Origin of the sequence: Chromobacterium sp. Rain0013 (assembly GCF_015291765.1) — a bacterium.
Classification (GTDB): Bacteria; Pseudomonadota; Gammaproteobacteria; order Burkholderiales; family Chromobacteriaceae; genus Chromobacterium; species Chromobacterium haemolyticum.
Genome location: NZ_CP031514.1, coordinates 4,157,550 through 4,181,686, shown reverse-complemented (window position 1 = coordinate 4,181,686; position 24,137 = coordinate 4,157,550). Strand labels below are relative to the sequence as shown.

The following is a 24,137-nucleotide window of genomic DNA, read 5'->3' as shown; positions in this document are numbered from 1 at the left end:
TTGAGCTTCGCTCGGGAACGGGTGGCGGGCAGCCGCGGCTTGCTGGCTTCCCGTCCTGACTGGAGTTCGCAATTCAAACCGGACCACGCCCTGATAACCCGGCTGGATCTTGTGATTGAGCCAAAGCTGCGCGAGCGCATCCTGCTGCGCTATCCAGACCACGGGGTGCTGGACGAGGAGTTCGGCGCGCGCCGCACCGGTTTTATCGGCGCGTTCGGTGTTTTGGGCGCGGCTTTGTCCGGCTATCTTTTGGCCAAGGTGATCGATGTTTGGGGTTGGAACGGTTTTTTCCTCGCCCTGTCCATCCCCCCTTGTTGCCGCACCTTGCTGCTGCCCCTTCTGGGGCAGCGCAAGCACTTGGCCCAGCGCGTGGCCGGGCCTGACGAGGCTTAGCGTACCTTGGTCGGGCTGAGCAGCTCGGCCAGCAGCGGCACGCCGGAACGATGTTGCAGCGGATCGAAGAAGCTGAAGTTCAGCCGCATCGCGTTGCCGGTGTCCTGCCCCGGGGTGTGGAACATCTGTGACGGCGCGAAGTGCAGCCCTTGTTGCATCGCCATCGGCAGCAGCCGGCGACCGTCTATGCCGGGCGGCAGCTCCACCCACAGGAAGTAGCCCCCTTGAGGCCTGGCCACCCGGCAGTCTGCGGGGAAGTGAGCGGCGATTTGCTGTTGCAGCGCGGCCAGATTGTTTTGTAGGCGCTGGCGCAGCAGGCTGAGCATATCCTCGTGATGGCCGCCGGCCAGCAGCCGGGCCAGCGCCATCTGGCTGGGCAGCGGCGTGGCCAGCGAACTGCATAGCTTGAGGCCCAGGATGCTGTCCCGGAAACGTCCTGCTGCGATCCAGCCCACGCGATAGCCGGGAGCCAGCGATTTGCTGAAGGAGGAACAGTGCAGCACGCTGCCGCGCTGGTCAAAAGCTTTGAGCGGCAGCGGCGCGCCTTCGCCGAAGTACAGCTCGCGATAGGTGTCGTCCTCGATGATGGGCACGCGGTGACGCTCCGCCAGCGCCAGCAGCGCGGCTTTTTGCGAATCGCTCATCACCTGGCCGGTGGGGTGCTGGAAATTGGGCATGGCGATGATGCCGGCCGGCTGGTGCTGGATCAGCAGCGCCTCCAGCCGTTCCAGGTCCAGCGGCTGCCCTGGCGGGCAGTTGAAGCCGACGGCGCGCAGTTCCAGGTGTTCCAATTGTTCGAAGATGGGCGGGAAGGCCGGAGTGATCACCAGCATGCAGTCGCTGCCGCTGAGGCGGGCCACCGAGCGGATCGCCAGGTTCAGCGCCTCCATGCCGCCGCAGGTGATCAGCATTTCCTCGCCGTCCAGCTCCACGCCCTGGGCCAGGTAGCGCAGCGCCAATTCTCGGCGCAAGCCTTCGTAGCCTTCGCTGTCGGTGCTGGACAGCGCGTAGCGGTAATCGCTGAGCGCGCGGGTCAGCGCGCGGGTCAGCGGCGTGGTGTTGATCAGCACCGGGTTCATGAACGGGCAGCCCCAAGGCATGGGCAGCGCCATGGTCAGGTGCTCGGCGCGGAACTCCCCAGGGTGGTCCGGCAGCGGCGGCGCTTGGCGCAGCGACAGCGAAGACAGACCCAGCACCCGGAAGCCGGAGCGGGGGAGGGATTCGATCAGGCCTTGTTTCTCCAATTCGGCATAGGCGCGTTGGGCGGTGGTGATGCTGACCTTGTGGTCCAGGCACAGTTTGCGCAGCGAAGGCATGCGATCGCCGGGGCGCAGATGGCCTTGCTCGATGGCATGGCGAAAGCGCTGGCTCAGTTGACTGGTCTTGCTCATTGTATTCCTGGCGGTTGGACCGCGGCGGCGTTGCGCCGCGGTTTGACTCCTGATGGACTGCCTAGGATCGCCGATGTTTGCGTTGCGCTGAAAAAACGTCGGCGGATCCTAGATTCATTCGCCGATGAAGCTGGATTTTTCCCTGATCATACTACCGTCATGGCTCAGCGAGCTGACCACAAAGTAGATGTCGTGCGCGCCGCGAGTGGCGTGCTCGGGCTCGGCCTGCACCCGCACGGTGACGGTCTCCGTCTGGGTGGGCGCGACTTCGACCACCTGTCCGGGCTTGTCCAGCCTCAGGCTGGGCAGGCCTTCCACTTGGATCTTGAAGCGCTGCGCCTGTTCGCTGGTGTTGATCAGCTTCAGGTTGTAGCTGTTTTCCAGCAGGCCGTCGTCGGTGGCGCGCACCAGAACCGCGCGATCACGCAGCACATCCACTTTGAACGGTTTTTTCAAGATCAGCGCGGTGGTGGACAGGGCGATGATGCCGGCCAGCAGGCTGGAGTAAACGATGACTCGCGGGCGATGACTGCTGCTGGGGCGGTTGGGCTTGCCGGCGGCTTCCAGCGCGGCGGCGCTGGTGTAGCGGATCAGCCCGCGCGGCGCATGGATCTTGTCCATGACCTGGTCGCAGGCGTCGATACAGGCGGCGCAGCCTATGCACTCGTATTGCAGGCCGTTGCGGATGTCGATGCCGGTGGGGCAAACCTGCACGCAGATGCCGCAATCAATGCAGCTGCCGCGCGCCTTGTCCGCCGCTTGCTTGCTTTTGCCGCGCGGTTCGCCGCGGCGGTTGTCGTAGGAGATGATCAGGGTGTCGTTGTCGAACATTGCGCCCTGGAAGCGGGCGTACGGGCACATGTGCAGGCAGACTTTCTCGCGCAGCACGCCGGCCAGCAGCCAGGTGAAGCCGCCGTAGAACAGTATCCAGAAGCTTTCCCACGGGCCGTAGGCCAGGCTGGGCGCGGCGGCGGCCAGTTCGCGCACGGGGGTGAAGTAGCCCACCAGGGTGAAGCCGGTGATCAGCGAGAACAGACCCATCAGTCCATGCGCCAGCGTTTTGCGCGTGAATTTGTTGACGCTCATCGGCGCGGCGTCCAGCTTGCGGCGCGCGTTGTGATCGCCCAGGGTCAGCCGTTCGATCCACAACATGATCTGGGTGTAGACTGTCTGCGGGCAGCTGTAACCGCACCAAAGCCGGCCCGCCAGCGCGGTCCACAGGAACAGGCCCAGCGCGCAGATCACCAACAAGGCGGCGAAAAAGATGAAATCCTGCGGCCAGAAAGTGAGGCCGAAAATCAGGAAACGGTGTTGTTCCAGGTCCAGGTGCACAGCCTGCCTGCCGTTCCACTGCAACCAAGGCAGGCCGAAGAACACCAGTTGGGTGGCGAGAACCATGAACACCCGAACATTGTTGAAGCGGCCGGTGGTCAGGCGCGGATAGATTTTGATGGGGACGGCTTGCTGGCTAGACATGGCAAAATGACCATTGGATGAAAACCCCTTATTAGTACTGCTTGGGATCGGTACAAACAATGAACAGTTGCTCTTGAAAATGTGTATACAGCGCAGTCTGTCTATATACAGATCAGGGCTGGGGCTTGACGGGTATTTGGGGAAACTTCAAGTGAAAACAATGAGTTTTCCCTGCATGAAACGGGTGCTTCCACTGGCCGATCCCGCTTCATGCTGTATTGGATGCGTGAGACTGTGCTGATGGCCTCCGCACAATAATCCTGCCGAGTTTGTGGGGTTTACGGGATTTTATCTGGCAAGCTGCGGGAAAAGACGATAAATCCCGTCCACAATGATTTCCACCGACACCGCGGCCAGCAGCATGCCCATCACTCGGTTGACGATATTGATGCCGGTCTGTCCCAGCAGGCGCGACAGCGGCGAGGCCAGCACCAGCGCGCCGTAGCAGGTGATGGCCACCAGCAAACTGCTTACCAAAAGGTAAATCACCTGTACCCATGACGAGGCCGTGGTCGCATAGATGATCACGGTGGAGATGGTGCCCGGCCCGGTCATCAGCGGAATCGCCAAGGGCACCACGGCGATATTGGTCTTGCTTTCAGCCTCCTCGCGCTCCACCTTGGTGGTTTTGGTGGGGCCTGGCTTGGCGTTCATCAGCGCGATGGCGATCAGCATCACCAGCAGGCCGCCGCCCACTTGGAAGGAGCCGACGCTGATGCCGAGAAAACGCAGCAAGGTCTCGCCGACGACGGCGAACAGGCAGAGCACGATGGCCACGGCAATGGCCGTGGTCTTGGCGATCTTCTTGCGCTCCAATTGATTGGAGGTGGGCGTCAGGCTGATGAAGATGGGGATGGCGCCCAGCGGATTGACCAGCACCAGCAGCGCGATGAATATTTTTGCGATTTCGACTTCCATGGTTCGGATCATACCTTTCGCTGGAGGACTGCGCATTCAGGCGGGAGACGGGAAGCGTCGGCACTGCGTCAGACAGGAGCGTCTCCACGTAAAAAAACCGGTTGGCCCAATTGGGCGCAACCGGTTTCAGCATAGCCGGAATTCAGCTCAGTCCGTGTTCAGCAATTGCTCCAGCGTGCGGCGGTAAATTGCGGACAGAGGCTCGATGTCGGCCACTTCCACGCATTCGTTCAGCTTGTGGATGGTGGCGTTGACCGGGCCGAACTCCACCAGTTCGCGCGCGATGCGTTTGATGAAGCGGCCGTCGGAGGTGCCTCCGGTGGTGGATAGCTCGGCCTGGCGGCCGGCGACGGCGGCGATGGCGCGGCCGAGGGCATCGGTAAGCTTGCCCGGCTGGGTCAGGAAGGGCTGGCCGGACAACTGCCAGTGCAGTTCGTAGCCCAGGCCGTGGCGGTCCAGAATGGCGCAGACGCGCTCCTTCAGCGATTCCGCGCTGCTCTCCGGCGAGAAGCGGAAGTTGAAGCGAATTTCGCAATGGCCGGGGATGATGTTGCTTGCGCCGGTGCCCGCGTGGATGTTGGAGACCTGCCAGCTGGTGGGCGGGAAAAAGGCGTTGCCCTCATCCCAGCGCGTCGCCGCCAGTTCCGCCAGCGCCGGCGCCATCAGATGCACCGGGTTTTTGGCCAGATGCGGGTAGGCGATGTGCCCCTGGATGCCATGCACGATCAACTGACCGGACAGTGAGCCGCGGCGGCCGTTTTTGATGGTGTCGCCCAGAGCTTGGTCCGAAGTGGGTTCTCCGACGATGCAATAGTCTATGGTTTCGCCACGCGCTTCCAGTGCGTCCACTACCTTAACGCTGCCGTCCACCGCCACGCCTTCCTCGTCCGAGGTGATCAAGAGGGCGATGGAGCCGGGGTGTCCGGGGTGGAGGGCGACAAAGTCTTCGCAGGCGGTGACGAAGGCCGCCAGCGAGGCTTTCATGTCGGCGGCGCCGCGGCCGTAGAGCAAGCCGTTGCGGACAGTGGGTTCGAAGGGCGGGCTGTCCCATTGTTCCAGCGGGCCGGTGGGCACTACATCGGTGTGTCCGGCGAAGCAGACCAGCGGGCCGTCGCCGCCGCGGCGCGCCCAGAAATTATCGACGTCGCCGAAGCGCATGCGTTCCACGCGAAAGCCGATGGCTTCCAGCCGGGCTATCATCAGTTCCTGACAGCCTTGGTCGCGAGGGGTGACCGAGTCCAGCCGGATCAGTTGCCGCGCCAGTTCCAGGGTTGCGCTCATTTCAGCAGGCGCTCCGCCCAGTCGGCTTCGACGAAGCCGACGCTGATCTTGCCGTTTGCGTCCAGCACCGGGCGTTTGATCACTGAGGGGTTGGCCTGCATCAAGGCCAGCGCGGCCGGCAGTTGATCGGCGCCGGCCTTGACCTCGTCCGGCAGCTGGCGCCAAGTGGTGCCCTGGCGGTTGATCAGCTTGGCGAGGCCGACCGCGGCGGCCCAGCGTTCCAGGCTGGCGGCGTCCGCGCCTTGTTTCTTGAAATCATGGAAGTGGTAGTCGAGGCCGTTGTCGCTCAGCCATTGGCGCGCTTTTTTGACGGTGCTGCAGTTGGGGATGCCGTAAAGAGTAATCATGGGTGGGTTACAGGTCCAGTTTGATGCTGTCGAAGCTTGGCGGCTCGCCGCCGGCTTGCTTATCGTCGCCGCTCGCCGCTTTTTCCTTGCTCTGATTGATCAACCAGTACAGGTTGGTGGGCGAGTCGGCGTTTCTCAGGGCCTCGTCCAGGCTGATGCGTCCCGTGCTGTAGAGCCGGTACAACGCCTGTTCGAAGGTTTGCGAACCATCGCTCATGCTGTTTTCGATGGCTTCCTTGATTTTGTCTATCTCTCCGTTTCGGATCAACTCCGAAATGCGCGGGGTGTTGATCAGGATTTCAATTGCCGGCACTCGGGCGCCGTCCACGGTGGGAATCAAGCGCTGCGAAACCACTGCCTTCAGCGCGGAGGAGAGGTCCATCAACAAGGCGGCGCGGCTTTCCGCCGGGAAGAAATTGATGACTCGGCTCAGCATGTGATAGCTGTTGTTGCCGTGCAGCGTGGAAATGCACAGATGGCCGGACTGGGCGTAAGTGACCGCCTGGGTCAGGGTTTCGGGATCGCGGATCTCGCCTATCATCAGCACGTCCGGCGCCTCGCGCATCGCGTTCTTCAGCGCGCGGGCATAGGAGAGGGTGTCGAAGCCCACCTCGCGCTGGTTGACGATGGATTTGTCGTGGCGGAACAGAAACTCGATCGGGTCCTCCACAGTGAGGATGTGGCCGCTCATGGTCTGGTTGCGGGTTTGCAGCATCGCCGCCACGGTGGAGCTTTTGCCGGAGCCGGTGGAGCCTACCACCAGGATCAGGCCGCGTTTGAGCTTGATCAATTCGCTGAGTATCGGCGGCAGCTGCAAGTGATCCAACGAAGGAATATTGGGCAGGATGTAGCGCACTACCATGCCCACCGAGCCGCGCTGCCAAAAGATATTGATGCGGAAACTGCCGAGGCCGGGCACGGGATGGCCCAGATTCATTTCCCGCTCCTGCTCGAAGACGCTTATCTCCTCTTCGCTCATCAAGCTGTAGGCCAGTTGCTTGACCATGTCCGCGGTCAGCGGTTTTTCATTCAGCGGCAGCAGTTCTCCGTTCTGCTTGATCATCGGCGGAGAGAAGCTGGTGAAGAACAGATCGCTGGCGCGGCGTTCGGCCATCAATTTGAAAAACGGCAGCATCAACATAATCGTGCACCCGGAAGCGGCAAGGTTTATCAATTAAACGGTTTTTTAAAGTGTAGCCGTCTCGCGTCCAAAAAAAACGCCGCCCGACAGGACGGGCGGCGGCGATTTCATGGTGTCGGCATGCGTCAGGCGGATTTGACGCTGTTGTTTTCGTCCCGCAGCGCGCGGCGCAGAATCTTGCCGACATTGGTTTTGGGCAGTTCGTCGCGGAACTCCACCAGCTTGGGCACTTTGTAACCGGTGAGGTTGTCGCGGCAATGCTGGATGATGTCCTTTTCCGTCAGCGCGCGGTCTTTGCGCACCACGAACACTTTGACCACTTCGCCGGACTTGTCGTCCGGCACGCCGATGCAGGCCACTTCCAGCACCCCGGCGTGGCCGGCCACCACGTCTTCGATCTCGTTAGGGTAAACATTGAAGCCGGATACCAGAATCATATCCTTTTTGCGGTCTACCAGTTTAACAAAGCCGTCCGGGGTCAGCATGGCCATGTCGCCCGTGGCGAGGAAGCCGTCCGGGCTCAGCACCTTGGCGGTTTCGTCCGGGCGGTTCCAATAGCCTTTCATCACCTGAGGGCCGCGTATGCACAGCTCGCCCTGTTCGCCGGGCGCCACTTCATTGCCGTTCGCGTCGCGCAGTTGCATCTCAGTGGAGGGCACCGGCACGCCGATGGCGCCGTTGTAGGCGGGGAGGTCCAGAGGGTTCATGCACACGGCCGGGCTGGCTTCGGTCAGGCCATAGGCTTCCACCAGGGTGACACCGGTCACTTGTTTCCACTTGTCCGCCACCGCTTTTTGCACCGCCATGCCGCCGCCCAGCGCCAGGCGCCAGGTGGAGAAGTTCAGCTTGGCGAACTCGGGATTGTTCAGCAGCGCGTTGAACAGGGTGTTGACCCCCGTCATGCAGGTAACCGGGTACTTGCCCATTTCCTTGATGAAGCCAGGGATGTCGCGCGGATTGGTGATCAGGATGTTGAGCGCCCCCACCTCGGTGAACACCATGAGGTTGGCTGTCAGCGAGAAGATGTGATACAGCGGCAGCGCGGTGACGATGATCTCTTGCCCCGGACGAATAACCGGCTTCACCCATTCGCCCGCCTGCAGCATATTGGCGACGATATTGCGGTGCAGCAGCATTGCGCCCTTGGAGACGCCGGTGGTGCCGCCGGTGTATTGCAGGAAGGCGATGTCGTCATGGCCCAGCTGCACCGGGCGGTAGGGCGAGCGCGCGCCGCGGGACAGGGCGTCGCTGAAGCGGACATGGCCGGGCAGGCGCCACGGCGGCACCATTTTCTTGACCTTGCGCACCACAAAATTGACCAGCATGCCCTTGGCGAAGCCCAGCATCTCGCCAATGGAGGCCACGATCACGTGCTTGACCTGGGTGCGCGGCAGCACTTGCTCCAGCACATTGGCGAAGTTTTCCAAAATCACGATGGTTTCCGCGCCGGAATCCTTCAACTGGTGCTCCAGCTCGCGCGGGGTGTACAGCGGGTTGACGTTGACCACGGTGCCGCCGGCGCGCAGGGTGCCGAACACCGCAACCGGATATTGCAGCAGATTGGGCATCATCACCGCCACGCGGTCGCCCTTCTGGAGCTTCAGCTCATGCTGCAAATAGGAGGCGAACTGACCGGAGAGCTGGTCCATCTCTCGGTAGCTGAGCTCTTTGCCCATGCAGGCCAGAGCGGGACGGTCATGGAATTTTTTTACGCTGCGGTCGAAAACCTCGACCACGGATTGAAACTGATTGATGTCGATTTCGTGAGCTACGCCCGGCTGGTAGTTTTTGAGCCACACCTTTTCCATAAATCCCGGTTTCTCCATCGTGCTGGTTAACGAGAGTCGCGCCAGCGTGTCGCGCGCCGGCGGGCATCGTACCTTTTGGTAACTATAATATTTGTTATGTCGCGGCGGCTTGGCCGCTCATGACGTCAAACTGCTGTTTGAGTGCCCGGTAATGTACCGTAACTAGAACCGCTCGCAAAGAAGTCCGGCGCAAACAGCCGCCCGAGTCCGTTGGCGGCGGGTGGTTCGCCGGTTTTCTTTTTCAATGGAATAGGTTACAATCGCGTCGGTTAGGGATGGGCGTTTCGCCCATTTTTTATTTGTGGAAAAAGCAATGGATGTTCGTTTGCTGCTGGACAGCACCCTGCCGGGTCTCGGCTATGAGTTGGTCGATTTCGAAATGACCCCGGGGGGCGGTTTTCGCGTTTTTATCGACAAGCCGGGTGGCATCACCGTGGAAGATTGCGTCCAGGTGAGCAATCACTTTACCCGCCTTTTCATGGTCGAGAACATCGACTACGAGCGACTCGAAGTATCTTCGCCGGGCTTGGACCGTCCGCTGAAGAAAGAGGCTGATTTCGTCCGCTTCGCCGGAAAGCTTGCCAAGATCAAGACGCGCATGCCGATCGAGCAGCAGAAGAAATTTACCGGTCGTCTTGCCGGGGTCGAGGAAGACTCTGTGAAGCTGGATGTGGATGGCCGTATCGTGGCAATTCCGTTTGCCAATATCGACAAAGCCAGGCTGGAGCCTGAGTTTTGATGTCTGGACGGCCATAAAGCCACGCAAAAGGACAAAAATCGGAGAGGAATGAATGAGTCGCGAGATTTTGTTGCTGGTGGATGCCCTGGCGAGCGAAAAGAATGTCAGCAAGGATGTGGTGTTTTCCGCCCTTGAGATGGCGCTTGCCTCGGCAACCAAGAAAAAGTTTACCGATGACGAGATGGACGTGCGCGTCGAAATCGACCGTCACAGCGGCCAATACCAGACCTTCCGCCGCTGGTTGGTGGTGGAGGACGAGCTGCTGGAATCGGAAAGCAAGGAAATCGGCGTAATCGACGCGCGTGAGCGCGATCCGCGCATTGAAGTGGGCGCGTTCATCGAAGAACCGATGGAAGCGGTGGAGTTTGGCCGTATCGGCGCTCAAACCGCCAAACAAGTGATCCTGCAACGCATCCGCGACGCTGAGCGCGAGCAGCTGCTGAACGAGTTCCTGCAGCGCCGCGAGCACCTTGTGACCGGCACCATCAAGCGCATCGAGCGGGGTAACGCCATCGTAGAATGCGGCAAGCTGGAAGCGGTGCTGCCGCGCGATCAGATGATCCCCAAGGAAAACCTGCGCGTGGGCGACCGCGTCAAGGCCTTCCTGTTGCGCATCGATCGTTTGGGTCGCGGCCCGCAGCTGGTGCTGTCGCGCACCTCTCCGGATTTCCTGACCAAGCTGTTTGAGCTGGAAGTGCCGGAAATCGACGAAGGCCTGCTGGAGATCAAGGCCGCCGTGCGCGATGCCGGCATGCGCGCCAAGATCGCGGTTAAAGCCAACGACGCGCGCATCGACCCGCAGGGCACCTGCATCGGCATGCGCGGTTCGCGCGTTCAGTCGGTCAGCCAGGAGCTGGGCGGCGAGCGCATCGACATCGTGCTGTGGGCGCCGGAACCGGCTCAGTTCGTGATCAACGCGCTGTCGCCGGCCGAGGTCAGCCGCATCATGGTGGATGAAGACAACCACAGCATGGACGTGGTGGTGGAAGAGGAACAGCTGGCGCTGGCCATCGGCCGTAGCGGCCAGAACGTCAAGCTGGCCGCCGAATTGACCGGCTGGTACCTCAACATCATGACCGTTGCCGAGGCTGAAGAGAAGCACCAGGCGGAAGACGCCGCCGTGCGGGATCTGTTCGTGAGCGCCCTGGGCGTGAGCGAGGATGTCGCCACCGTACTGGTGCAAGAAGGCTTTGCCGCTTTGGAAGAAGTGGCTTATGTGCCAATTGCGGAAATGCTGGAGATTGAAGGGTTTGACGAGGAGCTGGTCAACGATCTGCGCAGCCGCGCACGTGACGCTCTTTTAACACAGGCTATTGCGTCCGAAGAAAAGGTGGAAAGCGTTTCCGATGGCCTGCGCGATATCGAGGGCCTGGACGCCGAGCTGGTTCGCAAGCTGGCCGAAGGCGGCGTGATCACCCGCGACGACCTGGCCGATTTGGCCGTGGACGATCTGGTGGACATGACCGGCATGGAAGCCGAGACCGCCCGCGCCGTCATCATGAAGGCGCGCGAGCACTGGTTCGACCAGTAAGGCCTGTCCGGAAAGAATTTACAGAATTTGGGAAGACGCATGGTTTTGACAAACGTAAAACAATTTGCCAGTGAGCTGAATCTCACCCCGGAGCGCCTGCTGGAGCAGCTGGGCGCGGCGGGCGTGAGCAAGCGTTCGCCGGATGACGCGCTATCCGCGCAAGACAAGACCCAGCTTCTAGACTATCTGAAGCGTTCCCACGGCGCGCGCGACGAAGAGTCGCGCATCGCCCTGACGCGCAAGTCTACCAGCGAGATCAAGACCGCCGACGGCAGCACCGTCAAGGTGGAGACCCGCAAGAAGCGTTTCGTGGTGCGCCCGGAAGAGGCGTCCGCGGCTCAGCCCGCCGCCGCGGCGGAATCCCGCCCGGCCGAGCCGGTGAAGGCGCCGGAACCGGCGCCGGTGGTAGAGGCCAAGCCCGAGCCGAAAGCGGAAGCCAAGCCCGAGCCTAAGCCGGAACCCGCTCCGAAAGCGGCGGAAGCCAAGCCCGAGTCCAAGCCGGCGGAAGCGCCGCGTCAGGAAGCCGCCAAGCCGGCCGCTCCCAAGCCGGCCGCGCCGGCGCAGCGTCCCACCGTGGCGTCCATCCTGACCCCGGAAGAGATTGCCGCCCGCGAAGCGGAAGAAAAGCGTCAAGCCGCGTTCCGCGCCCGTCAGGAAGCGCTGATGCGCGAAAAGATCGAGCGCGAAGAACGCCGTCAGGCTGCCCGCCAGGCCGCGTTGCAGCCGCCTCCGCCGCCGCCGGCTCCCGAGCCGGTACGCGCCGCGGAGCCGGCGCGCCGTGACGAACCGCGCCGCGACGATCGTCGTCCGGCAGGCGACAACCGCGGTCCGCGCCCGACGGGCGACAATCGCGGCCCGCGCCCGGCAGGCGATAACCGCGGCCCGCGTCCGGCTGGCGACAATCGTGGCCCGCGCCCGGCAGGCGATAACCGTGGTCCGCGTCCGGCGGGCGACAACCGCGGTCCGCGTCCGGCTGCAGCCGGCGCGCCCGGCGCTCCTGTGGTTCCGGCCACGGTGGCCGGCCGTCCCGACGCCAAGAAGGGCGGCGGCAACAAGAAGGGCGGCGATCGCTGGGATGAAGGCAAGAAGGGCGGCCGCGGTCTGAGGACCAAGGGCGGCGATGCCGGCAACGACTGGAAATCCCGCGGCGGCAAAAACCGTCACAAGCAGAACAATCAGCACGCTTTCCAAGCGCCGACTGAACCTATCGTGCACGAAGTGCTGGTACCGGAAACCATTTCCGTTGCCGACTTGGCGCACAAGATGGCCGTTAAGGCCGTTGAGGTCATCAAAGCGCTGATGAAGATGGGCATGATGGTAACCATCAACCAGGTGCTGGACCAGGAAACCGCGATGATCGTGGTGGAAGAAATGGGCCATGTGCCGAAGGCGGCTCAGGCCGACGATCCGGAAGCCTATCTGGAGCTGGGCGGCGGCGAAACCGTGGAAATGGCCGAGTTGCCGCGCTCCCCGGTGGTGACCGTGATGGGTCACGTCGACCACGGCAAGACCTCGCTGCTGGACTACATCCGCCGCGCCAAGGTCGCCGCGGGCGAAGCCGGCGGCATTACCCAGCACATCGGCGCCTACCACGTGGAAACCCCGCGCGGCATGATCACCTTCCTGGATACCCCGGGTCACGAAGCGTTTACCGCGATGCGTGCCCGCGGCGCCAAAGCCACCGACATCGTGGTGCTAGTGGTGGCGGCCGATGACGGCGTGATGCCGCAAACCATCGAAGCCATTCACCATGCCAAAGCGGCCAAGGTGCCGATGGTGGTGGCGGTGAACAAGATCGACAAGCAGGGCGCCAACGTAGAACGCATCCGCCAGGAACTGGTATCGCACGAAGTGGTGCCGGAAGACTGGGGCGGCGACACCCAGTTCGTTGAAGTGTCGGCCAAGATGGGCCTGAACATTGACGCGCTGCTGGAAGCCATTCTGCTGCAAGCCGAAGTCCTGGAGCTGAAAGCTCCGGTGGACGCCCCGGCCAAGGGCATCATCGTCGAGGCTCGCCTCGACAAGGGCCGCGGCCCGGTGGCCACGCTGCTGGTGCAGTCCGGCACCCTGAAGAAGGGCGACGTGGTATTGGCTGGCACCGCTTTCGGTCGCGTTCGCGCCATGATGGACGAAAACGGCAAGGCCATCGAATCCGCCGGTCCGGCGATTCCGGTGGAAATCCTGGGTCTGTCCGACGTGCCGCAGGCCGGCGAGGACGCGATGGTGCTGACCGACGAGAAGAAGGCGCGTGAAATCGCCTTGTTCCGCGCCGGCAAGTTCCGCGACGTGCGTCTGGCCAAACAGCAGGCGGCCAAGCTGGAAAATATGTTCGCGCAGATGGCGGAGGGCGAGGTGCAAACCCTGTCCATCATCATCAAGGCCGATATGCAAGGTTCTTACGAAGCGCTGGCCGGCAGCTTGCAAAAGCTGTCCACCGACGAAGTGCGCGTGGGCATCCTGCACTCCGGCGTGGGCGGCATCTCGGAATCCGACGTCAACCTGGCGATCGCCTCCAAGGCCATCGTGATCGGCTTCAACACCCGTGCCGACGCCGCCGCCCGCAAGCTGGCGGAGAGCGAAGGCGTGGACATCCGCTACTACAACATCATCTATGATGCGGTGGACGAAGTGAAAGCGGCCTTGTCCGGCATGTTGGCTCCGGAGAAGAAAGAGCAGATCCTGGGCACGGTGGAAATCCGTCAGGTGATCCCGGTGTCCAAGGTGGGCAATATCGCGGGTTGCATGGTGACCGACGGCATGATCAAGCGCACTGCTTCGATCCGTCTGATCCGCAACCACGTGGTGGTGCATACCGGCGAACTGGACTCCCTGAAGCGCTTCAAGGACGACGTGAAGGAAGTGAAGCAGGGCTACGAATGCGGCCTGATGCTGAAAAACTTCAACGACATCCAAGAAGGCGACCAGCTGGAAGCGTTCGAAATCGTGGAAGTGGCGCGCTCTCTGTAAGCGAGACGCCAGGGGCGGGCGCCGGTCTGACCGTGAGGTCGGCGGGCGCTCGCCTTTTTTAATTTCGCCGCGAAAACCACGAAATGACATGGCGGTCCAGACCGTGTCATTTCGTGGGTTTCGTGGCCTTGAGCGGCGGCGACGCCGCGCAAAGTTGATTGGAAGTGATATGGCAAAAGCCAAAAAAGGTTTCTCCCGTTCCGACCGCATCGCTGAACAGATTCAGCGCGAATTGGCGGAACTGACCCGCAAGGGTTTGAAAGATCCGCGCGCAGGCTGGATCACCATCACCCTGGTGCAAGTGACCCGGGACTACTCGCACGCCAAGGTGTTCTACACCGTGATGGACGAGAAGACGCGGGAAGCTACACAGGAGGCGTTGGAAAGCTCCGCCGGCTATCTGCGTTCCGAATTGGGCCGCAGCATCAAGATCTTCACCACGCCGCAGCTGCATTTCGTCTATGACGAATCGGTGGAGCGCGGCATGCACATGACCAGCCTGATCAATCAGGTGGCGCGCGAGGACGCCGAAAAATTCGGCGGTCAGGAAGCCCCGTCCAGCGGGGACGGCGCCGAGGGCAAGGAATGAGCAAGCCGCGCAGCAATCGCCGACAGATAGACGGCGTGCTGCTGATCGACAAGCCCTACGACATCTCCAGCAACGGCGCCTTGCAAAAGGCGCGCTGGCTGCTGAACGCCGCCAAGGCCGGCCATACCGGTGTGTTGGATCCGCTGGCCACCGGCCTGTTGCCGGTGTGCATGGGCGAGGCGACCAAGTTTTCCTCCTATTTGCTGGATGCGGACAAGGGGTATCGCGCCACGGTGAAGTTTGGCGTGGTCACCACCACGGGGGACGTAGAGGGCGAGGTAGTGTCCGAGCGCCCGGTGGCTTTCGACCGCGAGGGCTTGCTGGCGGCGATGGCGGCGTTCCGAGGCGAAATCTCCCAGGTGCCGCCGATGTATTCGGCGCTCAAGCATCAGGGCAAGCCCTTGTACGAGTATGCGCGCGCCGGCATTGAGATTGAACGCGAGGCGCGGCGGGTGAATATTCGCCGGCTGGAGCTGATCAGCCTGGACGGCGACACCGCGGTGATCGAGGTGCTGTGCAGCAAGGGCACGTATATCCGCACCCTGGCCTGCGACATCGGCGAAGCCTTGGGTTGCGGCGCGCATTTGACCGGTTTGCGCCGTACCGCCACCGGCGGTTTTTCGCTGGACGAGGCCTTGCAGCTGACCGACATCGAGGCGTTGGACATGCCGCAGCGGGAGGCTTTGCTGCTGCCGGCGGACATCCTGGTGCGCCATCTGCCGGAAGCTGAGTTGGCCGCCGACGAAGCCGGTAAATTCATGCACGGGCAGCCCGTGCGTTTTGCCGAAAAATGTGCGAAAATGCAGCGTTTCCGGATTTACCGCGAGGGAAGCCGGGAATTTCTGGGGCTGGGCGAAGCGCGCGACGATGGTCGCCTGCATCCGATCCGGCTCCTGGCGAGCAAGGCGGCAACGTCTTGAACGCCGGCGGCCTTAGGGCCGCAACCGGAGTGTTGATGGGTTGTCGGGGTTTCGGCCTTGCTTGCTCGCTGCACTTGTCGGGTTGAAAAACCCCTACTGATAATTTGGAGTTACCCCAAAATGGCAATGACCGCCGCTCAAAAAGCAGACATCGTTAAAGACTTCCAGCGCAGCGAAGGCGACACCGGTTCGTCCGAAGTGCAAGTGGCTCTGTTGACCGCTCGCATCAACGACCTGACCCCGCACTTCAAAGCCAACACCAAGGATCACCACAGCCGTCGTGGTCTGTTGAAGCTGGTTAGCCGTCGTCGTCGTCTGCTGGATTACCTGAAGCGCAACGATGCCGATAGCTATCGCGCATTGATCGCCCGTCTGGGTCTGCGCAAGTAAGGTTGGGTTTTGGAAAAGTCGCAGCGTGCTGCGACTTTTTCATGCCGCATCAAGATCGCGAGCATTACTGCTGTAACAACGGGGGGAGCCTCTAAAAATTCGGATCCATATGCCTTGGTCAGAATTTTTAGGGGTTCCCGTTGTTTTTTCGGCTTGCGATTATTTGTCACACACCAAGAAATAGGGAAACCCTGTGTTCAATAAAATCACTAAGTCTTTCCAGTACGGCCGTCATACCGTGACTCTGGAAACCGGCGAAGTCGCACGCCAGGCGTCCGGCTCCGTCATTGTCACCGTTGAAGACACCGTGGTGCTGGTCTCCGTGGTTGGCGGCAAGAACGTCAAGCCGGGCCAGGACTTCTTCCCGCTGACCGTGGACTACCTCGAGCGCACCTACGCCGCAGGCAAGATCCCGGGCGGCTTCTTCAAGCGCGAAGGCAAGCAGTCCGAGAAGGAAGTGCTGACCAGCCGCCTGATCGATCGTCCGATCCGCCCGCTGTTCCCGGAAGGCTTCTTCCACGACGTGCAAATCGTCGCCACCGTGATGTCGCTGAACCCGGAAGTGGATTCCGACATCCCGGCGATGATCGGCGCTTCCGCCGCTCTGGCCATTTCCGGCCTGCCGTTCGCCGGCCCGATCGGCGCCGCGCGCGTTGGCTACGCCAATGGCGAATACATCCTGAACCCGACCCGCACCGAGCTGGCCGCCTCCGAAATGGACTTGGTGGTTGCAGGTACCGAGCGCGCGGTGCTGATGGTGGAATCCGAAGCCAAAGAGCTGCCGGAAGCCGTGATGCTGGGCGCCGTGGTGTTTGGCCACGAGCAAATGCAAGCCGCGATCAAGGCCATCAACGACCTGGCCGACGAAGTGAATCCGGTGATGTTCGACTGGGCCGCTCCGGTTGCCAATGAAGAGCTGATCGCCCAAGTGCGCGCCATCGCCGGCGAGCAACTGGCCAACGCTTTCCGCCTGCGTCAGAAGCAAGCCCGCACCGTGGCGATCAACGAAGCCTGGGACGCGGTTAAGTCCAGCCTGATCAACGAAAACACCGATACCCTGAAGGCCAATGAGATCAAGGGCATCTTCAAGGGTCTGGAAGCTGAGATCGTTCGCGGTCAGATCCTGGCCGGCGAAGCCCGCATCGACGGTCGCGACACCCGCACCGTGCGCCCGATCAGCATCCGCAATAACGTGCTGCCGCGCACCCACGGTTCCGCGCTGTTCACTCGTGGCGAAACCCAAGCCATGGTGGTGACCACCCTGGGCACCAAGCAGGACGAGCAGATCATCGACGCGCTGGCCGGCGAGTACACCGAGCGCTTCATGCTGCACTACAACTTCCCGCCGTACTCCACCGGCGAAGCCGGCCGCATGGGCCCGCCGAAGCGCCGTGAAATCGGTCATGGCCGCCTGGCCAAGCGCGCGCTGGTGGCCGTGTTGCCGCCGGAATCCGAGTTCGGTTACTCGATGCGCGTGGTGTCGGAAATCACCGAATCCAACGGCTCCTCGTCGATGGCTTCCGTGTGCGGCGGCTGCCTGTCGCTGCTGTCCGCCGGCGTGCCGCTGAAGGCGCACGTGGCTGGTATCGCCATGGGTCTGATCCTGGAAGGCAATCGCTTCGCGGTGCTGACCGACATCCTGGGCGATGAAGATCACCTGGGCGACATGGACTTCAAAGTCGCCGGTACCGCCGCAGGCGTGACCGCGCTGCAGATGGACATCAAGATCCAGGGCATCACCAAGGAAATCATGCAGGTGGCGCTGGATCAGGCCAAGGAAGGCCGCATGCACATCCTGGGCCTGATGAAGGAAGCCGTGGACGGCCCGCAAGAGCTGTCCGCTCACGCTCCGCGTCTGTACGTGATGAAGATCAACCCGGACAAGATCCGCGAAGTGATCGGCAAGGGCGGCGAAACCATCCGCTCCATCACCAAGGACACCGGCTGCGAGATCAACATCGAGGAAGACGGCACCATCACCATCGCTTCGATCAGCAACGAAGGCGCGGAAGCCGCCAAGAAGCGCATCGAAGAGATCACTGTTGAAGTGGAAGTGGGCAAGGTGTACGAAGGCACCGTGGTCAAGATCCTCGACAACAATGTAGGCGCCATCGTGTCCATCCTGCCGGGCAAGGATGGTCTGGTTCACATTTCCCAGATCGCCAACGAGCGCATCAAGAATGTGGCCGACTATCTGAAAGAAGGCCAGGTAGTGAAAGTCAAGGCCATCGAAATGGACGACCGCGGCCGCATCCGCCTGTCCATCAAGGCTTTGCTGGAAGAAGAAGCCAAGACCGCGCAGGCAACTGCCGACTCCTTCGGCCTGAAAACCCAGTAAGCCCGCCTGAGCGCCGTTCCGATGCGGAACGGCCGCCGGCTAGCATCACCCCCTGCCAAGGCAGGGGGTTTTTTACGACTGCGAGATGAGCGCGATGGATGAGACGCGTATTGAGTTCAGCGGCGGCAAAGTGTTGCTCTTGATCGTCGCCGGACTGGCCTTTGTCGTCATCGGCTATTTCATGTGGACCGAGCCCGACCCCGAAGACAGCCTGATCCTGCGTTACGGCGCGGGGGGCGCGGCGATGATTTTCTTTGGCTGTTGCTGCCTGTTTGGACTGCGTCAATGCATGCAGGACAAGCCCGCCCTGATTTTCAACGCGCAGGGTTTGTGGGATCACTCCAGCCTGATCGCAGTAGGCTTGATTCCCTGGTCGGACATTGCCGATTGGGAGGTTTCGGCGGTGCGCGGCCAGCAGTTTTTGATCGTCAAGGTGAGGGCCCCGGGGGTATATCTGAACAAGCTGGGGCCGGTGGCGCGGCTATTCAGCCGCTTTAATTCAATATGCTACGGCAGCCCGATCGCCATTTCATCCAGCGCCTTGCAAGCGAGCTTTGACGAGGTGCTGGCGCTCCTTGAGCGATACCATCAGCGCTACGGTTCTGCATCCTCCGGTTGGCGCTAGCCGCCGATGTTCACGCCGAGCCTCTGGGCTCGGCGTTTCTCTTGCTGGGCACCCAGATTATTCAGGGCTTGACCGCCATGCCTCGCGCCAGCAGTTTGGCGCTATCGCGGCACCAGTCGTCGATCAGGCTTTCCAGGCTCTCCAATTTGACTGGTTCGCCGCGCTGGCGGCTTTTGTCGCTTTTGCGCAGATTGACGCTGCCGGCCAGCAGTTTGCCGTTATTGGCGTCTTCCAATTGTCCCATGCTGGCCACCTTGGTCAGATAAGGCTCCTTGCCGGCGGCCAGCCGGCCCAGATTGAACACCGCCTTGATCGGCAAGATGTCCAGCGGCTCCACGCCCGGCCGTTCCTGAGCCATGCCGGTGACCGCCACGCGCAGGCGGGCGCTGTCCGGCAACGCTTCGCGGCTGACAGGGATGCCGACCTTATGCAACTCTTCGGTCATCCGTCGCTGAAAATAAGCGGCGATCCGGTTTTCCTCGCCGCTTTGCAGCAGTTGCCAGTCGCCGTCTGGCTGGTGGCGCATGAAATACAGCGGCTCCACCACAATGGATTTGTAAGTGTTCAGCTGAGCGTCCGGCGCACGGTACAGCCGTTGGGAGGCGTCGCGGTCCGAGGCTTTGAACGCGGTCAGCGGCAGGCTGAACAAGGTTTGCGGGTCTGCTGCGTCCTGAGCCATTGCAGGCAGAGCGGCCAGCAATAGCAGGCCGAGCGATAGAGTCTTGCGCATGATGCGTTCCTGTTGGTGTTGAGTGATAGCGCGCCATCCGCCCGCGGCGGCGGATTCGGCGGCAACCGCGGCTAGACCGTCGGCATGACGCCGGCGTTCCCCGGCTTCACAGATATTTGCATTCCGCCATCATCATGCTAGCAGTCCGAGGCGGGAGAGCACGATTTTGATCTTGAGCATTGAATACCACATTAATACCAGTTAGCCTGTGCCCACGGTGGCATGCGGATGACGAATGGGAGGCGCGGCGGTAGGGATTCCGCCGCGCGGCGCGCCACGCAAATCGCAGAGGTGAGCATGAGGACGAAACAACTATTGGCGGCGGGCCTGTTGTCGGCCAGCGCGCTGGCGTGGGCGCAGCCGGATGTGGCGGCGCTGGCGCAGGACCTGTCTCTGGCTGTAGCGGTGGACAGCAATAAGGGGGCCGCCGCCGGCGCGCCCTGCGTGGAGTTGGGCGCGGACTGGGGCAGCTGTTTGAAAGGGCGGCTGATTCTGCGTAACCACGGCTCGGCTGCGGTGCCGCCCAAGGATTGGACCTTGTATTTGCACAGCATTCGCCGGCTGCTGCGCTTGGACAGCCCGGACTTCGAGCTGAGCCATCTGACCGGCGACCTGTACCGGCTGACCCCCAAGCCCGGCTTCGCCGGCATCGCCGCCGGCGCCAAACTGGAGCTCCCGCTGGTGGCCGAGTACTGGATGTTGCATAACAGCGACGTGCTGCCGCGGCCCTACCTGACGGCGGAAGGTCAGGAGCCGGCGGTGCTGGCGCGCAATGACGATGACGACGCCAGCTATTTGCTGCCGTTGCCGGGTGATGAATGGAAGTCGCCGGCGGGGGAGGCGCGGCCTTTGATGGACGCTGCCGAACGCTACCGCGAGTTTGCGCGCCGCGGTCCGCAACTGGGCGCCGCCGACGTGGCCGCGCGGGTGATTCCCGCCGCGCTGCGCGTCAAGCGGGATGGCGGCAAGGCGGCTGCCGGCGGCCTGAGCTGGCGGCTGCCGGCCTTGCCCGCGGACGCGCGCGCGGCGCTGGCCCAGCGCAGCAGCCAACTGGGCCTGGCCGGTCAGGGCCTGCCGGTCAGCGGCGCGGTGGTCAAGGGTTTGCCGGCCGACATCGCCGTTGCCGGCGGCTACCGCCTGCGAGTGGAGCGCGGCGGCGCGCGCATAGACGCGCATGACGCCGCCGGACTGTTCTACGGCGCGCAGACCTTGCTGGGCCTGATCCCGCAAGGTGGGGGAGAGATCCCGACGCTGACGGTGGAAGACGCGCCGCGTTATGGCCACCGTGGCTTCATGGTGGACGTGGCGCGCAATTTCCGCCAGCCGGCCACGCTTAAGCGCTTGATCGAACAGATGGCCGCCTACAAGCTCAACAAGCTGCATCTGCACCTGTCCGACGACGAAGGCTGGCGCTTGCAGATCAACGGCCTGCCGGAATTGACCGAGGTCGGCGCGCGCCGCTGCCATGATCTGAACGAGGACCACTGCCTGCTGCCGCAACTGGGTTCCGGCCCGGACAACCGTTCCGGCGGCGGCTATTTGAGCCGCGAACAGTATGTGGAATTGCTGCGTTACGCCAAGGCGCGCTTTATCGAGGTGATTCCGGAAATCGACATGCCGGCGCATGCGCGCGCGGCGGTGATGGCGATGGAACGGCGCTACCGACATCTCAGCCAGTTGGGTCAGCCGGAGGCGGCTTCGGCTTACCGGCTGATCGATCCGCAAGACCGCTCCAATACCTTGTCGGTGCAATTCTACGACCGTCACACCTATGTCAACCCCTGCGTGCCCGGGGTGCCGCGCTTTGTTGACAAAGTGGTGTCGGAAGTGGCCGCCATGCACCGCGAAGCCGGCGCGCCGCTCGCCACTTGGCACTTTGGCGGCGACGAGGCCAAGAACATCCTGCTGGGCGGCGGCTTCCAGGACCTGTCCGGCCAGGACCCAGGCAAGGGCAAGATCAAGTTGGCGGAACAGGACAAGCCCTGGGCGCGTTCGCCGGCCTGCCGCGCCTTGCTGGCGGAGCAGCCGGGGAAAACCGTCGCCGATCTGCCCTTGCAGTTTGCCGAAGACGTCAGCCGCATCCTGGCGCGGCATGGGATAGCCACGATGGGGGCCTGGCAGGACGGTTTGAAGGGGGCGAAATCGCCCAAGAGCTTCGCCACCTCCAAGGTGATGGTGACCGAGTGGGACACCTTGTTCTGGGGCGCGGCGAAGGAGGCGCACGAGTTTGCCAACAAGGGTTTCCAGACCGTGCTGGCGATGCCGGATTATTTGTACTTCGACTTCCCCTATGAGCTTAACCCCAAGGAGCGCGGCTATTACTGGGCCTCGCGCGCCACGGACAGCTACAAGGTGTTCAGTTTCGCGCCGGACAATCTGCCGCAGAACGCCGAGGTGATGACGGATCGCCAAGGCAAGGCTTTTGAAGTGCCCAGCGAGGCCGCGCCAGCGCGCTTCGCCGGCATTCAGGGCCAAGCCTGGAGCGAGGTGATGCGCAGCGACGCCCAGTTTGAATACATGGCCTATCCGCGGCTGCTGGCATTGGCCGAGCGGGCCTGGCACCGCGCGGGCTGGGAACGGCCTTACCGTCAGGGCGAGCGTTATCAGCTAGGCGTCAGCCATCTGGTGGACCGCGCGGCTTTGAACCGGGACTGGCAGCAGTTCGCCGCGGTGCTGGGCTGGCGAGAGGCGGCCAAGCTGGAAGGCGCCGGCATCGGCCTGCGCATCGCGCCGCCGGGCCTGGAGAGCGGGTCGGCCGGGGTGTTGACGGAATTCCCCGGCCAGGCGCTGCAGTTCTCGCCAGACGGACGCAACTGGGCGCCGTACCGGCCGGGCCAGGGCGCGGAAGCGTCCTACTGGCGCGGCGTTAGCGGCGATGGCGCGCGCTTTAGCCGGCAGGAGTCGCGAGGCGGCGACTGAGCGCCGATGCGAGCAAGACAAGGACGCCCGGGCTGTTGGCCCGGGCGTTTTTCATTGCGAATAGACGCTCAGGCGTTGATTAAGGCAATGGTGTTGATCTATCTTGCTCATTCCGCTTCAAGCCGGAGGGCGGCGTTTACAGCAGGATTGGACACAGTTGCCCTCTGTAATGGATGTTGTCGGACAAAATTTATTGCGCTGTATCAAGGAATGTATACGGCGGTGTCGCAAACCGGATATGGATTTGCGACGGGCTTACCTTAGAATCATTGAAACTTCATGAAATCGTCGATAAAGCCGGCATCACGACCGGTCCGGCTCGCCGCTTGGGATTTCATGATACGGATAAGAAACGACGATAGAGCAGGAAGGGAACCATCAAGATGAGCAATACTGTAACGCGCGCCGATTTCGACCAAGTCATGGTCCCCAATTACGGTCCGGCCGGTTTCATCCCGGTCAAGGGCCTGGGTTCCCGCGTATGGGACCAGAGCGGCCGCGAATTCATCGATTTCGCCGGCGGCATCGCCGTCAACTCGCTGGGCCATTGCCACCCGCAGCTGGTGGCGGCCTTGACCGAGCAAGCTTCCAAGCTGTGGCACGTGTCCAATGTGTTCACCAACGAGCCGGCCTTGAAGCTGGGCAAGCTGCTGACCGAGACCACCTTCGCCGAGCGCGTGTTCTTCTGCAACTCCGGCGCGGAAGCCAATGAAGCCGCCTTCAAGCTGGCGCGCAAATACGGGTCCGATCACTTCGGCCCGGAAAAGAACCAGATCCTGGCCTGCAAGAACTCCTTCCACGGCCGCACCCTGTTCACCGTCAGCGTGGGCGGCCAGCCCAAGTACACCGAAGGCTTCGGCCCGGTGCCGGGCGGCATCGCCCACTTCGAATACAACGACATCGCATCGCTCAAGGCGGCCATCTCCGACCAGACCTGTGCGGTGGTGATCGAACCCATCCAGGGCGAGGGCGGCGTGATGCCGGCCGACAAGGCCTTCCTGCAAGCCGCGCGCGAGCTGTGCGACCAGCACAATGCGCTCTTGGTGTTCGACGAAGTGCAAAGCGGCGTGGGCCGCACCGGCTCGCTGTTCGCTTACCAGGAATACGGCGTGACCCCGGACATTCTCAGCTCCGCCAAGGGTATTGGCGGCGGCTTCCCGATCGGCGCGATGCTGACTACGGAGAAAGTAGCCAAGAGCTTCGGCATCGGCACCCACGGCTCCACCTACGGCGGCAATCCGCTGGCTTGCGCGGTGGCGCACAAGGTGCTGGAACTGGTCAACGAACCAGCGGTGCTGGACGGCGTGCGCGCCAAGCATCAGCGCTTCGTCGACGGCCTGAACGCGATCAACGCCAAATACCTAGTGTTCAAGACCGTGCGCGGCATGGGCCTGCTGTTGGGCTGCGTACTGACCGACGCTTACGCCGGCCGTGCCAAGGAGTTTCTGAAAGCCGCTGAAAAGCAGGGACTGATGTTGCTGGTGGCCGGCCTGAGCGTGGTGCGTCTGGCTCCGTCGCTGGTGATCGAGGATAAGGACATCGACGAAGGCCTGGCGCGTTTCGAGGCCGCCATCGCCGAGCTGACCTCCGCTCAATAAGGGCCTCGCGGCACTGATTCCGGGCGGCCGCCGCGG

The 24,137-nt window shown here is 62.4% G+C and carries 19 protein-coding genes; 11 read left to right on the top strand and 8 right to left on the bottom strand.

What is annotated here, in order from left to right:
- Complete coding sequence (locus DXT74_RS19005) at nucleotides 1–393, top strand: hypothetical protein (protein WP_194426765.1); 393 nt, start codon at nucleotides 1–3, stop codon at nucleotides 391–393.
- On the opposite strand, the gene DXT74_RS19000 is transcribed toward DXT74_RS19005, so the two are convergent.
- From DXT74_RS19000 to DXT74_RS18970, 7 genes are all read right to left on the bottom strand, one after another.
- Complete coding sequence (locus tag DXT74_RS19000; protein ID WP_194426764.1) at nucleotides 390–1,784, bottom strand: PLP-dependent aminotransferase family protein; 1,395 nt, start codon at nucleotides 1,782–1,784, stop codon at nucleotides 390–392. The genes DXT74_RS19005 and DXT74_RS19000 overlap by 4 nt on opposite strands.
- Nucleotides 1,785–1,898: 114 nt before the next feature.
- Nucleotides 1,899–3,260 carry a cytochrome c oxidase accessory protein CcoG gene (gene ccoG, locus DXT74_RS18995; protein WP_114152515.1) on the bottom strand — a complete coding sequence of 454 codons (1,362 nt, stop codon included), beginning with the start codon at nucleotides 3,258–3,260 and terminating at the stop codon, nucleotides 1,899–1,901.
- A 288-nt stretch (nucleotides 3,261–3,548) separates the two neighbouring features.
- Nucleotides 3,549–4,178, bottom strand: a complete 630-nt coding sequence (locus DXT74_RS18990; RefSeq protein ID WP_043634009.1) for a MarC family protein — start codon at nucleotides 4,176–4,178, stop codon at nucleotides 3,549–3,551.
- A gap of 147 nt (nucleotides 4,179–4,325) precedes the next feature.
- Nucleotides 4,326–5,459: a succinyl-diaminopimelate desuccinylase gene (dapE, locus tag DXT74_RS18985; RefSeq protein WP_194426763.1), complete on the bottom strand. Its 1,134-nt coding sequence runs from the start codon at nucleotides 5,457–5,459 to the stop codon at nucleotides 4,326–4,328.
- Entirely contained in the window at nucleotides 5,456–5,806 is a 351-nt protein-coding gene (locus DXT74_RS18980) for an arsenate reductase (RefSeq protein WP_081556308.1), read from the bottom strand. The genes dapE and DXT74_RS18980 overlap by 4 nt, the downstream gene beginning before the upstream one ends.
- 7 nt (nucleotides 5,807–5,813) lie before the next feature.
- Nucleotides 5,814–6,941, bottom strand: a complete 1,128-nt coding sequence (locus DXT74_RS18975; protein ID WP_231138223.1) for a PilT/PilU family type 4a pilus ATPase — start codon at nucleotides 6,939–6,941, stop codon at nucleotides 5,814–5,816.
- 131 nt (nucleotides 6,942–7,072) lie between these two features.
- Complete coding sequence (locus DXT74_RS18970; RefSeq protein ID WP_114152468.1) at nucleotides 7,073–8,755, bottom strand: long-chain-fatty-acid--CoA ligase; 1,683 nt, start codon at nucleotides 8,753–8,755, stop codon at nucleotides 7,073–7,075.
- Nucleotides 8,756–9,068: 313 nt separating this feature from the next.
- Here DXT74_RS18970 and rimP point away from each other — a divergent pair, with 313 nt between their 5' ends.
- The 8 genes from rimP to DXT74_RS18930 all read left to right on the top strand — a co-directional run bounded on the left by rimP (nucleotide 9,069) and on the right by DXT74_RS18930 (nucleotide 18,854).
- Nucleotides 9,069–9,494 carry a ribosome maturation factor RimP gene (gene rimP, locus DXT74_RS18965; protein WP_043633992.1) on the top strand — a complete coding sequence of 142 codons (426 nt, stop codon included), beginning with the start codon at nucleotides 9,069–9,071 and terminating at the stop codon, nucleotides 9,492–9,494.
- A 52-nt stretch (nucleotides 9,495–9,546) separates the two neighbouring features.
- On the top strand, nucleotides 9,547–11,025 hold the full coding sequence (nusA, locus tag DXT74_RS18960; protein WP_114152467.1) for a transcription termination factor NusA: 1,479 nt from the start codon (nucleotides 9,547–9,549) through the stop codon (nucleotides 11,023–11,025).
- A 39-nt stretch (nucleotides 11,026–11,064) separates the two neighbouring features.
- Nucleotides 11,065–13,992 carry a translation initiation factor IF-2 gene (gene infB / locus DXT74_RS18955; RefSeq protein WP_043633986.1) on the top strand — a complete coding sequence of 976 codons (2,928 nt, stop codon included), beginning with the start codon at nucleotides 11,065–11,067 and terminating at the stop codon, nucleotides 13,990–13,992.
- A gap of 169 nt (nucleotides 13,993–14,161) precedes the next feature.
- A complete protein-coding gene (rbfA, locus tag DXT74_RS18950) occupies nucleotides 14,162–14,581 on the top strand; it encodes a 30S ribosome-binding factor RbfA (protein WP_081556312.1) in 420 nt (139 codons plus the stop codon).
- On the top strand, nucleotides 14,578–15,501 hold the full coding sequence (truB, locus tag DXT74_RS18945) for a tRNA pseudouridine(55) synthase TruB (RefSeq protein ID WP_194426762.1): 924 nt from the start codon (nucleotides 14,578–14,580) through the stop codon (nucleotides 15,499–15,501). The genes rbfA and truB overlap by 4 nt, the downstream gene beginning before the upstream one ends.
- 120 nt (nucleotides 15,502–15,621) lie before the next feature.
- On the top strand, nucleotides 15,622–15,891 hold the full coding sequence (gene rpsO, locus DXT74_RS18940) for a 30S ribosomal protein S15 (protein WP_194426761.1): 270 nt from the start codon (nucleotides 15,622–15,624) through the stop codon (nucleotides 15,889–15,891).
- A 193-nt stretch (nucleotides 15,892–16,084) separates the two neighbouring features.
- Entirely contained in the window at nucleotides 16,085–18,229 is a 2,145-nt protein-coding gene (gene pnp / locus DXT74_RS18935; RefSeq protein ID WP_194426760.1) for a polyribonucleotide nucleotidyltransferase, read from the top strand.
- Between the two features lie 85 nt (nucleotides 18,230–18,314).
- The gene (locus DXT74_RS18930) at nucleotides 18,315–18,854 is read left to right on the top strand and encodes an STM3941 family protein (protein WP_194426759.1); all 540 of its coding nucleotides are present in this window, start codon (nucleotides 18,315–18,317) and stop codon (nucleotides 18,852–18,854) included.
- A gap of 61 nt (nucleotides 18,855–18,915) precedes the next feature.
- Here the strand turns inward: DXT74_RS18930 and DXT74_RS18925 are convergent, their stop codons facing one another.
- A complete protein-coding gene (locus DXT74_RS18925) occupies nucleotides 18,916–19,584 on the bottom strand; it encodes a DUF3313 domain-containing protein (RefSeq protein ID WP_043633966.1) in 669 nt (222 codons plus the stop codon).
- 297 nt (nucleotides 19,585–19,881) lie between these two features.
- On the opposite strand from DXT74_RS18925, the gene DXT74_RS18920 reads away from it, so the two are divergent.
- Nucleotides 19,882–22,503 carry a family 20 glycosylhydrolase gene (locus DXT74_RS18920; protein WP_194426758.1) on the top strand — a complete coding sequence of 874 codons (2,622 nt, stop codon included), beginning with the start codon at nucleotides 19,882–19,884 and terminating at the stop codon, nucleotides 22,501–22,503.
- Nucleotides 22,504–22,886: 383 nt separating this feature from the next.
- Nucleotides 22,887–24,101, top strand: a complete 1,215-nt coding sequence (locus DXT74_RS18915) for an aspartate aminotransferase family protein (RefSeq protein WP_194426757.1) — start codon at nucleotides 22,887–22,889, stop codon at nucleotides 24,099–24,101.
- Nucleotides 24,102–24,137 lie beyond the last annotated feature (36 nt).

Coding starts and splice junctions, on each gene's coding strand:
- DXT74_RS19000 (WP_194426764.1), bottom strand. CDS start 1,784: ATGAGCAAGACCAGTCAACTGAGCCAGCGCTTTCGCCATGCCATCGAG.
- ccoG (WP_114152515.1), bottom strand. CDS start 3,260: ATGTCTAGCCAGCAAGCCGTCCCCATCAAAATCTATCCGCGCCTGACC.
- DXT74_RS18990 (WP_043634009.1), bottom strand. CDS start 4,178: ATGGAAGTCGAAATCGCAAAAATATTCATCGCGCTGCTGGTGCTGGTC.
- dapE (WP_194426763.1), bottom strand. CDS start 5,459: ATGAGCGCAACCCTGGAACTGGCGCGGCAACTGATCCGGCTGGACTCG.
- DXT74_RS18980 (WP_081556308.1), bottom strand. CDS start 5,806: ATGATTACTCTTTACGGCATCCCCAACTGCAGCACCGTCAAAAAAGCG.
- DXT74_RS18975 (WP_231138223.1), bottom strand. CDS start 6,941: ATGCTGCCGTTTTTCAAATTGATGGCCGAACGCCGCGCCAGCGATCTG.
- DXT74_RS18970 (WP_114152468.1), bottom strand. CDS start 8,755: ATGGAAAAGGTGTGGCTCAAAAACTACCAGCCGGGCGTAGCTCACGAA.
- rimP (WP_043633992.1), top strand. CDS start 9,069: ATGGATGTTCGTTTGCTGCTGGACAGCACCCTGCCGGGTCTCGGCTAT.
- nusA (WP_114152467.1), top strand. CDS start 9,547: ATGAGTCGCGAGATTTTGTTGCTGGTGGATGCCCTGGCGAGCGAAAAG.
- infB (WP_043633986.1), top strand. CDS start 11,065: ATGGTTTTGACAAACGTAAAACAATTTGCCAGTGAGCTGAATCTCACC.
- rbfA (WP_081556312.1), top strand. CDS start 14,162: ATGGCAAAAGCCAAAAAAGGTTTCTCCCGTTCCGACCGCATCGCTGAA.
- truB (WP_194426762.1), top strand. CDS start 14,578: ATGAGCAAGCCGCGCAGCAATCGCCGACAGATAGACGGCGTGCTGCTG.
- rpsO (WP_194426761.1), top strand. CDS start 15,622: ATGGCAATGACCGCCGCTCAAAAAGCAGACATCGTTAAAGACTTCCAG.
- DXT74_RS18930 (WP_194426759.1), top strand. CDS start 18,315: ATGAGCGCGATGGATGAGACGCGTATTGAGTTCAGCGGCGGCAAAGTG.
- DXT74_RS18925 (WP_043633966.1), bottom strand. CDS start 19,584: ATGCGCAAGACTCTATCGCTCGGCCTGCTATTGCTGGCCGCTCTGCCT.
- DXT74_RS18920 (WP_194426758.1), top strand. CDS start 19,882: ATGAGGACGAAACAACTATTGGCGGCGGGCCTGTTGTCGGCCAGCGCG.
- DXT74_RS18915 (WP_194426757.1), top strand. CDS start 22,887: ATGAGCAATACTGTAACGCGCGCCGATTTCGACCAAGTCATGGTCCCC.